This is a genomic window from Streptomyces sp. CO7 (assembly GCF_053474865.1).
The window spans coordinates 1,352,880-1,362,903 of the sequence record NZ_JBRIOU010000002.1 but is presented as its reverse complement, the minus strand read 5'-3'; the positions used below and the strand labels follow the sequence as shown (position 1 = coordinate 1,362,903).

Sequence of the window (10,024 nt, the reverse complement as noted above, 5' to 3'; positions counted from 1 at the left end):
GGGTCAGCCTTCCAGCAGGGAGTGTCCGAGGGGCGTGAGGCTGTGCAGGACCGCCGTCCCGGTACGGACGGTGTCGACCAGCCCCGCCGCTCGCAGGACCGCCGCGTGCCCACTGGCCGCCGCGAGCGAGACGCAGGCGCGCTCGGCGAGCGCCGTCGTGGTGGCCGGGGACCGCAGCAGCCCGAGCACGTGGGCCCGGGTGCGGCCGAGCAGCGCCGCGAGCGCCTCCGGCCGGCCGTCGTCGGCGGCGGCGCCGTCGGCCCGGTCGTGCAGGGGATAGACCAGGACGGTCGGCGCCTCGGGGCGGTACATCACCATCGGCCCGGTCGTGAACCACGACGGCAGGAGCAGCAGCCCTCGCCCGCAGAGGGGAACGTCGTACGTCGAGGGCGAGGGCAGGTGCAGTGTCGGCGGCTGCCACCGCCAGGTCGTGCCCAGCGTCGTCAACAGGGCGTCGACACCGCCACGGAGCAGCATCTCCGACCGCAGCGCGCGGTCGGCGAGGGTGTCGCGACGGATCCGGGGCCAGAGCGGCTCGACGTGCGTCTCGAAGTAGCGGCGGGTGTCCTCGCGCAGGGCGCGGGTCGCGGCCGAAGGGCCCTGCGCGAGCCGGCGCGCCCAGCGGCCGGGCCGGTCCGGACCGCTGTGCCGGCCGGAGGCGTCCGGGACACCGAGGTCGAGCGCCAGCCGCTCCGGGGGCGTCGACGCGGCCGCGTCCAGGCCCTCCGCGAAGTCGTGCGCCGCGGGCTGGAGCAGGAAGTCGGGTAAGAACCCGTCCTCGGCGACCAGTTCCGCGAGCACACCGGCCCGGGCGGCGGCGCCTGGACGCAGGGACCGGTGCCACTCCCGGGCGGCGGACCGCGGACGGTGCGGGGGCACGAGCCCTCGGCCCACGCCTCCCCGGGCCCCGAGGCGCAGGCTGAGCCGCACGCTCAGGGCGGTTTCGGACAGGGCGTTGGCCGCCGGAGCCAGCGTGATCCGGCGCAGGTCGTCGGCGGTGAAGTGAAGACGGATCATGCCGGCCGATTATCCGCCCGGCGGAGCCTTTCACCCAGGGGTGAAAGGCAGTGTGTTCCGCGCGCGAAGCCCGCACGCTCCTTCCGACCGGCTCCTTCCCGCCGCCGGCCCTGGTCCCGCCGCTCGCCCGCCGGGCCGATGCCCCGTTCCCACCGCCACATCCCCCGGAGGTCACGCCGATGCGCCGCGTTCCCGCCCGAACAGCCTGCCTCGCAGCCGCGCTCCTGCTCGCGACCCTCACCGGCGCTCCCGCCCCGGCCGTCGCACGGGACCTGCCGGACACCTACGTCGTCTCCCGGGAGGACGGCGTCCTGCCCGAGGGGATCACCGTCACCCCGAACGGCACGATGTTCGTCTCGTCCGACGGCCTGGGCACCCTGTACCGGGGCCGTGTCGGCGACCCGGACCTGAAGCCGTTCCCGGCGCGCGGACTGGAGGGACGCTCCAGCACCCTCGGCGTCCACACCGACCGGCGCGGCCGTGTCCTGTCCGTCGGGGGCGCGACGTTGACGGTCCACGACCGTCACGGACGGCTCCTCACAAGCCGTACCGCTCAGGCGGGACCGCTCGGCGCCCCCCGCCTCAACGACCTGGCCGTGACGAAGGACGCGGTGTACGTGACCGACTGGGACAACCCCGTCATCCACCGTGCGGAGATCCGGGGCTCCACGCTGGGCCCCCTCGAACCCTGGCTGGACATCCGCTCCGCGTTCCCGCAGTTCCCGGCCCGCTACTGGCTCCTGAACGGCATCGTGGCCGACGGGTCCGGCTCCACGCTCCTCGTGGCCTCGAACGGCACCGAGGCCGTGTGGCGGGTCGACACCGACGACAAGGAGGTCGCCCCGCTCGACCTCGGGGACCAGTCCTTCGGCGCCGACGGCATGGTGCTGCGCGGCCGGACGCTCTACGCGGTGCTCAACTACGGAGCCCCGCACGGCGTCTACATCGCCCGCCTCGACGCCGAGTTGCGGACGGGCACGGTGACCCACCGCCTCACCGGCGGGGAGCTCGATCTCCCCACCACGCTCGCGGTGCACGGCTGCCGTCTCTACGTGGTCAACAGCCAGAACGACGAGCCGCCGGGCCGTCCCCCGTACACCGTGACCGCCCTCGCCGACCCCACCTGCGGCGACACCCCTTGATTCTGGATCCTCGGTGACGACCGAACGGCCCGGGCCCCGCACGTCTCCGCCGGGGTCCGGGCCGTGGGGCGGCGTCAGATCGGGGAGTCTTCGGCGACCGTGGAGCCCGAGGCGGGGCCGTTGCCCTGGGCGGGGCGGACCTGCAGCTCGAAGTCGCCGTCGAACTTCCGGTAGCCGGTGACCACCGCGTCCTCCAGCGCCTCGCTGGCCGCCTCCTCCCGCAGCATCAGCGGGTCGCGCCGCAGGTCCCGCATGAGCGCCCAGCAGATTCCGATCATCACCAGCACAAAGGGCGCCGCGGCGAGGATGGTGAGGTTCTGCAGCCCGGTGAGGGCGTCCCCCTTGCCGCTGCCGACCAGCAGCATGATCGCGGCCACCGCGCCGGTGACCACGCCCCAGAAGACCACCAGCGGCTTCTGCGGCTCCAGCGCGCCGCGCTGCGACAGCGTGCCCATCACGATCGAGGCGGCGTCCGCGCCGGAGACGAAGAAGATCGCGACCAGGATCATCACCAGCAGCGAGGTGGCCGTGGCGATCGGGTACTCCCGCAGCACCGCGAAGAGCCGCCCCTCGACCGTGGACGCGTCGCCGAGCATGTCGCGGGACTGGAGCTGCATGGCGGAGCCGCCGAAGATGGCGAACCAGATCAGGCTGACCGTGCTGGGGACCAGGATGACGCCGCCGATGAACTGGCGGATGGTGCGGCCGCGGCTGATGCGGGCGATGAACATGCCGACGAAGGGCGTCCAGGAGATCCACCACGCCCAGTAGAAGACGGTCCAGCTGGACAGCCACTCGTCGACGGTCGCTCCCCCGCTGATCTCGGTGCGCCCGGCCAGCTCCGGCAGGTCGCCCAGGTAGGCGAAGAGCGAGGTGGGCACCAGGTCGAGGATCACGATGGTGGGACCGGCCACGAAGACGAAGACCGCGAGCACCAGCGCCAGGACCATGTTGGTGTTGGAGAGCCACTGGATGCCGCGTTCGACGCCGGAGACGGCGGACAGGACGAAGGCCAGGGTCAGCACGGCGATGATGGAGACGAGCAGCCCGGTGCCGGCCTTCTCCAGCCAGCCGACCTCCTGCATGCCGGAGCCGATCTGCAGGGTGCCGAGGCCGAGGGAGGCGGCGGAGCCGAACACCGTGGCGACGATGGCCAGGATGTCGATGACCCGGCCGACGGCCCCCTCGGCGTGCCGGCGCCCGATGAGCGGGGTGAAGACCGAGCTGATGGTCTGCCGGCGCTTCTTGCGGAAGGTGCTGTAGGCGATGCCGAGGCCCACCACCGCGTAGATGGCCCACGGGTGCAGGGTCCAGTGGAAGAGGGTGGTCGCCATGGCGGTCGACATGCGCTCGCCGACGCTGCCGGGCCGGGTGCCGGGCGGGGCGTCGACGAAGTGGGCCAGCGGTTCGCTGACGCCCCAGAACATCAGGCCGATGCCCATGCCGGCGCTGAACATCATGGCGATCCAGGAGACCGTGCGGAACTCCGGCTTCTCGTGCTCCGAGCCCAGGTGGATGCGGCCGTAGCGGCTGATCGCCAGCCAGAGGGCGAAGATCACGAAGCAGGAGGCGGCCAGCACGAAGGCCCAGCCGCAGTTGTGGATCAGCTCGCCGAGGAGCGTCCCGGAGACGTCCTCCAGGGAGTCCGTGCCGAACGCGCCCCACAGGACGAAGGAGAGGGTCAGTGCCGCGGTCACCCCGAAGACCACCCGGTCGGTGCCCTGGTGCTGAGGACCGGGCAGGCCGGCCTCGGTGCCGGGCAGGGAGCCCTTGTGGTGGTGTTGCGAGGGGTCGGGAACGTCTTGCGACACTGCGGCACCTTTCGCCGAGCGGATCTTGGTCTGGTTCCGCTACGCAGCTACCACATATCCCGCGTTTCTCACCTGCGTAATCCTGGGGTCGCTCCCCGTGTGCGGCCGGGCGGGGCGTCCCGGCCGCACACGGGGCGGGTCAGCCCCGCTTCCGGGCCGGTGCCCCGGCGTCCTCCGGGTGGGTGACACGGCGCCGGACGGCGAACCAGCCGGCCACCAGGGCGGCGGCGATGACCGGGATCAGCAGCAGCGTCCTGCGCCCGACCTCCGGGTCGCCCCACATCAGGGCGAGCACGGCGACCAGGAAGGCGATGGTGACGATCTCCGTCACCGGGCTGCCCCACAGGCGGAAGGCGGGCCGGGTCAGCAGTCCGGCCCTGGCCCGTCGGACGAACACCAGGTGGCAGATCATGATGATCACCCAGGTGCTGATGATGCCCAGCGAGGCCACGTTGAGCACGATCTCGAAGGCCTGCCCGGGCATCAGGAAGTTGAGGCCCACACCCAGCACGCAGACCGCGCCGGTGAGCAGGATGCCGCCGTAGGGCACCTGGTTGCGGTTCATCACGCCGGTGAACCGCGGCGCGGAGCCGGCCGCCGCCATGGAGCGCAGGATGCGGCCGGTGGAGTACAGGCCCGAGTTCAGCGAGGACATCGCGGCGGTGAGCACGACCAGGTTCATCACGTCGCCGGCCGCGGGCACGCCGATGCGGGAGAGCACGGTGACGAACGGGCTCTCGTCGCCCGAGTAGGCCGAGCCGGGCAGCAGCAGTGCGAGCAGCACCACGGAGCCGACGTAGAAGAGGCCGACCCGCCACATGATCGAGTTCACCGCGCGCGGGACGACCTTGCGGGGCTCCGCCGTCTCGCCGGCCGCCGTCCCGACCAGTTCCAGGGAGGCGTAGGCGAAGACCACGCCCTGCATCACCAGGACGACGGGCAGGACGCCGTGCGGGATCAGCCCGCCGTTGTCGGTGATCACCGACAGGCCCGGGGTGGTGCCGCCGACGTCGTGTCCGGCGACCAGCAGGAAGATGCCGACCAGCATGAAGAGCACCAGGGTCGCGACCTTGACGATGGCGAACCAGAACTCCATCTCGCCGAAGTACTTCACCGAGATCAGGTTGGCGGTCAGGACGACCGCGAGCGCGGCCAGGGCCAGCACCCACTGCGGGATGTCGGAGAACAGGCTCCAGTAGTGCGTGTAGAGCGCCACCGCGGTGATGTCGGCGATACCGGTCGTGGACCAGTTGACGAAGTACATCCAGCCGGCGACGTAGGCGCCCTTCTCGCCGAGGAACTCCCGGGCGTAGGAGACGAAGGAGCCCGAGGAGGGGCGGTAGACGACGAGTTCGCCGAGCGCCCGCACCACGAAGAAGGCGAAGACGCCGCAGACGAGGTAGGCCAGGGCGAGGGCGGGGCCGGCGCTCTGCAGGCGGCCGCCGGCGCCGAGGAAGAGACCGGTGCCGATCGCCCCGCCGATGGCGATCATGTTGATGTGCCGGGCCTTGAGGTCCTTGCTGTAACCGGCGTCCCCGGCGTCCGTGGGGGGTTCGGCGCCCGGGCCGGTGGCCGCCGGGCCGTCGAGGGGCTTCGTGACCGTGGCGGTCGCGACGTCCTTGCTCACGCGTGTTCCACTCTGTTGCTCCCCGGTGCGCTGGTGGCGCGGGGGTCGGATGGTGCGCGGCCCGCCACCAGCGCTTTTGGCGTCCTACGGAGTGCGGGCCGGGAGTGAATGTCTCATTCCGCATGCCGATGCGCAGTGGCGGAGTTCACATCGCGTCTTTCGCAGTGGTGGTGAGACAGCAATACTGTTGCGCATGAGGACCGACACCCAGGGGCCCACGCTCACGGTCGACGAGCTGGCCGCGCGCGCCGGCGTGACGGTCCGGACCGTGCGCTTCTACGGCACGCGCGGGCTGCTGCCGCCGCCCGAGATCGGCCCCCGGCGGGTCGGCCGGTACGGGCCGGAGCATCTGGCGCGCCTGGCGCTGATCGAGGAGCTGCAGCGGCAGGGCATGACGCTGGCCGGCATCGAACGTCACCTGCGCGGCCTGCCGGACGACGTGACCGCCCACGACCTGGCCCTGGAGCGGGCCGTGGTGGCCTCCTGGGCCCCGGAGAACGTCGAGACGCTGGACCGCGCGGGCCTGGAGCGCCTGGCCGGGCGCCCGCTGGACGACCAGGACCTCGAGCGGCTGGTCGAGCTGGACGTGGTGGACCGCGAGGGTGAGGACGCCTTCCGGGTGGACACCGGTCTGCTGCGCCTGTGCGTGGAGGTGCTGGACATGCCGTTCGCCCAGGAGACGTTGCTGGAGGCGCGCGCGGTGCTCACCGAGCACTCCCGGTCCGCCGCCCAGGCGCTGTCCGGGCTGCTGCGCGAGGCCTCGGCCGAGCAGGACGCGGAGTCGGTGCGGTCGCTGTCGGCGCACATGCAGCCGCTGGTGGTGCAGGCGCTGCTGACCGCCTTCCAGCGGTCGCTGCGCCAGGAACTGCTCAGCTGGCTCGGCGGCCGGCCCTGAGAGCGGGGCCGGCCGCCGGCGCGGGGGTCAGCGCGCGTCGGTGAAGACCTCGCCCTTCTCCGCCTTCTCCACCAGCAGCGCGGGCGGCTGGAACCGGTCGCCGTACTTCTCGGCCAGCTCGCGGGCCCGGGCCACGAAGCCCGGCAGGCCGCCCGGGTAGCCGTTGACGTACTGGAGCACACCGCCGGTCCAGGCCGGGAAGCCGATGCCCATGATGGAGCCGATGTTGGCGTCGGCCACCGAGGTGAGGACGCCCTCCTCGATCAGCCTCACGGTGTCCAGGGCCTCCGAGAACAGCATGCGCTCCTGCATGTCCTCGAAGGGGATCCGGTGGCCCGGCTCGGTGAAGTGCTCGCGCAGACCCGGCCACAGGCCGGCCCGCTTGCCGTCCACGTAGTCGTAGAAGCCGGCGCCGCCGCTGCGGCCGGTGCGGCCGAACTCGTCGACCATCCGGTCCACCACGGCCTCGGCCGGGTGGGAGACCCAGGTGCCGCCGGCCGCCTCGACCGCCTCCCTGGTCTCCTTGCGGATCTTGCGCGGCAGGGTGAGGGTCAGCTCGTCCATCAGGCTGAGCACCTTGGCGGGGTAGCCGGCCTGCGCGGCCGCCTGCTCCACGGAGGCGGGCTCGATGCCCTCGCCGACCATGGCGACGCCCTCGTTGATGAAGTGGCCGATGACGCGGGAGGTGAAGAAGCCGCGGGAGTCGTTGACCACGATCGGCGTCTTGCGGATCTGGCGGACCAGGTCGAAGGCCCGGGCGAGGGCCTCGTCGCCGGTGCGGGCGCCCCTGATGATCTCCACCAGCGGCATCTTGTCGACCGGGGAGAAGAAGTGCAGGCCGATGAAGTCGGCCTGGCGCTCGACGCCCTCGGCGAGCTCGGTGATGGGCAGGGTGGAGGTGTTGGAGCACAGCAGCGCGTCGGGGGCGACGACGTCCTGGATCTCCTGGAAGACCTTGTGCTTGAGGCCGGTGTCCTCGAAGACCGCCTCGATCACCGCGTCGCAGCCCGCCAGGTCCTGGACGTCGGCGGTCGGGGTGATGCGGGCCAGCAGGGCGTCCGCCTTCTCCTGGGTGGTGCGGCCGCGGGAGACGGCCTTGGCGCACAGCGCCTCGGAGTAGGCCTTGCCCTTGGCGGCGGCCTCGGCGGAGACGTCCTTGAGGACGACCTCGATGCCGGCCATGGCGCAGGAGTAGGCGATGCCGGCGCCCATCATGCCCGCTCCGAGCACGGCGACCTTGGTGACCTTGCGCGGCTCGACGCCCTGGGGGCGGTTGGCGCCGGAGTTGACGGCCTGCAGGTCGAAGAAGAACGCCTGGGTCATGTTCTTCGCGGTCTGTCCCGCGGCCAGCTCCGCGAAGTAGCGGGACTCGATCACCTGGGCGGTCTCGAAGTCGACCTGGGACCCCTCGATCGCGGCGGCCAGGATGGCGCGCGGGGCCGGGTAGGGGGCGCCGTTGGTCTGCTTGCGCAGGTTGGCCGCGAAGGCCGGCAGGTTGGCGGCGAACTTCGGGTTCGACGGGGAGCCGCCGGGGATGCGGTAGCCCGGCAGGTCCCAGGGCTGGGCGGACTCGGCGTGGGCGTCGATGAAGGCGCGGGCCCGGGCGGTCATCTCCTCCGGGGTGTCCACCACCTCGTCGACCAGGCCGTTGTCCAGGGCGCGGCGCGGGCTGTACTGGGTGCCCTGGAGCAGCACCTTCAGCAGGGCGTCGGTGATGCCGAGCTTGCGGACGGTGCGTACCACGCCGCCGCCGCCCGGCAGCAGGCCCAGGGTCACCTCGGGCAGGCCGATCTTGGAGCCGGGGGCGTCGAGGGCGACCCGGTGGTGGCAGGTGAGGGCGATCTCGTAGCCGCCGCCGAGGGCGGCGCCGTTGATCGCGGCGACGACCGGCTTGCCGAGGGTCTCGATGCGGCGCAGGTCGCGCTTCATCTCCAGTCCGCCCTCGAAGAGGTCGTGGGCCGTCTCCGGGGTGACCTTGATGAGCTCGCGCAGGTCGCCGCCGGCGAAGAAGGTCTTCTTGGCGGAGGTGATCACGACGCCGCGGATCGAGTCCTTCTCGGCCTCGAGGCGATCGGCGACGGCGCGCAGCGCCTCGCGGAACGCCTGGTTCATGGTGTTGGCGGACTGGCCGGGGGCGTCCAGGACGAGCGTGACGACGCCGGTCTCGTCCTTCTCCCAGCGGATGGCGGTGCTGTCGGTCATGACGGGGGTCTCTCCGTTGGATTCGTGAGGTCTCGTGGTTCCGCCGGGCTGGGTCAGAGGCGTTCGACGACGGTGGCGATGCCCATGCCGCCGCCGACGCAGAGGGTGGCCAGGCCGTAACGCTTGTCCTGCCGCTCCAGTTCGTCGATCAGGGTGCCGAGGATCATCGCGCCGGTCGCGCCGAGCGGGTGGCCGAGTGCGATGGCGCCGCCGTTGACGTTGACCTTGTCCAGGGAGAGCCCCATGTCCTTGACGTAGCGCAGGACGACGGCGGCGAAGGCCTCGTTGATCTCGACCAGGTCGATGTCGTCGATGGTCAGGCCGGCCTTGGCGAGCGCCTTGCGGGAGGCGGGGGCGGGGCCGGTGAGCATGATGGTGGGCTCGGAGCCGGAGACGGCGACGGAGACGATGCGGGCGCGCGGGGTGAGGCCGTACCGCTCGCCGGTCTCCTTGTTGCCGACGGCGACCAGGGCGGCGCCGTCGACGATGCCGGAGGAGTTGCCCGCGTGGTGGACGTGGTCGATGGCCTCGACCCAGTGGTACTTCTGCAGGGCGACGGCGTCGAAGCCGCCCATGTCGCCGATCGCGGCGAAGGAGGGCTTCAGCTTCGCGAGGGAGTCGGCGGTGGTGCCGGGGCGCATGAACTCGTCGTGGTCCAGCACGGTGAAGCCGTTGCGGTCCTTGACCGGGACGACGGACCGCTTGAAGCGGCCCTCCTTCCAGGCGGTGGCGGCCCGCTCCTGGGAGAGCGCCGCGTACTCGTCGCACTCGCGGCGGGAGAAGCCCTCCAGGGTGGCGATCAGGTCGGCGCTGATGCCCTGGGGGACGAAGTCGGTCTCCAGGCTGGTCATCGGGTCCATCGCCCAGGCGCCGCCGTCCGAGCCCAGCGGGACGCGGGACATGGACTCCACGCCGCCCGCCAGGACCAGGTCCTCCCAGCCGGAGCGGACCTTCATGGCGGCCATGTTGACGGCCTCGAGACCGGAGGCGCAGAAGCGGTTCTCCTGCACGCCGGCGACGGTGTCGGGCAGGCCCGCGGCGATGGCGGCGGTGCGGGCGATGTCGGAGCCCTGGTCGCCGATCGGGCTGACCACGCCGAGCACGATGTCGTCGACGGCGGCCGGGTCGAGGTCGGGGAAACGGGCGCGGATCTCGTGGATCAGTCCGACCACGAGGTCGATCGGCTTGGTGCCGTGCAGGGCCCCGTTGGCCTTGCCGCGCCCGCGGGGGGTGCGGATCGCGTCGTAGACGTACGCTTCGGTGCTCACTGGTCAGCCTTTCGCAGGGGTGCGGAGTGGTCGTCGTCGGGTGCGGCGGGGCGGTCGTGGTC

7 protein-coding genes are annotated in these 10,024 nt (G+C 72.0%); 2 read left to right on the top strand and 5 right to left on the bottom strand.

What is annotated here, in order from left to right; all coding sequences use genetic code 11:
• Positions 1 to 3: 3 nt before the first annotated feature.
• Positions 4 to 1,017 (bottom strand): ArsR family transcriptional regulator, encoded by a 1,014-nt coding sequence (locus ACOV8S_RS08185; RefSeq protein ID WP_448317004.1) that lies wholly within the window; start codon positions 1,015 to 1,017, stop codon positions 4 to 6.
• Between the two features lie 179 nt (positions 1,018 to 1,196).
• Between ACOV8S_RS08185 and ACOV8S_RS08180 the strand changes: the two genes are divergently transcribed.
• Positions 1,197 to 2,159 carry a hypothetical protein gene (locus ACOV8S_RS08180; protein WP_448317003.1) on the top strand — a complete coding sequence of 321 codons (963 nt, stop codon included), beginning with the start codon at positions 1,197 to 1,199 and terminating at the stop codon, positions 2,157 to 2,159.
• Positions 2,160 to 2,233: 74 nt separating this feature from the next.
• Here ACOV8S_RS08180 and ACOV8S_RS08175 read toward each other — a convergent pair whose 3' ends face one another.
• Both ACOV8S_RS08175 and ACOV8S_RS08170 read right to left on the bottom strand, forming a co-directional pair.
• Complete coding sequence (locus tag ACOV8S_RS08175; protein ID WP_448317001.1) at positions 2,234 to 3,970, bottom strand: BCCT family transporter; 1,737 nt, start codon at positions 3,968 to 3,970, stop codon at positions 2,234 to 2,236.
• A gap of 139 nt (positions 3,971 to 4,109) precedes the next feature.
• The gene (locus tag ACOV8S_RS08170; protein ID WP_448316999.1) at positions 4,110 to 5,597 is read right to left on the bottom strand and encodes an amino acid permease; all 1,488 of its coding nucleotides are present in this window, start codon (positions 5,595 to 5,597) and stop codon (positions 4,110 to 4,112) included.
• A gap of 193 nt (positions 5,598 to 5,790) precedes the next feature.
• Between ACOV8S_RS08170 and ACOV8S_RS08165 the strand changes: the two genes are divergently transcribed.
• A complete protein-coding gene (locus tag ACOV8S_RS08165; protein ID WP_448316998.1) occupies positions 5,791 to 6,492 on the top strand; it encodes a MerR family transcriptional regulator in 702 nt (233 codons plus the stop codon).
• A 27-nt stretch (positions 6,493 to 6,519) separates the two neighbouring features.
• On the opposite strand, the gene ACOV8S_RS08160 is transcribed toward ACOV8S_RS08165, so the two are convergent.
• Positions 6,520 to 8,694, bottom strand: a complete 2,175-nt coding sequence (locus ACOV8S_RS08160) for a 3-hydroxyacyl-CoA dehydrogenase NAD-binding domain-containing protein (protein WP_448316997.1) — start codon at positions 8,692 to 8,694, stop codon at positions 6,520 to 6,522.
• A gap of 53 nt (positions 8,695 to 8,747) precedes the next feature.
• Positions 8,748 to 9,962, bottom strand: coding sequence for an acetyl-CoA C-acetyltransferase (locus tag ACOV8S_RS08155; protein ID WP_351118239.1), 1,215 nt, complete (start codon positions 9,960 to 9,962; stop codon positions 8,748 to 8,750).
• Between the last annotated feature and the right edge of the window lie 62 nt (positions 9,963 to 10,024).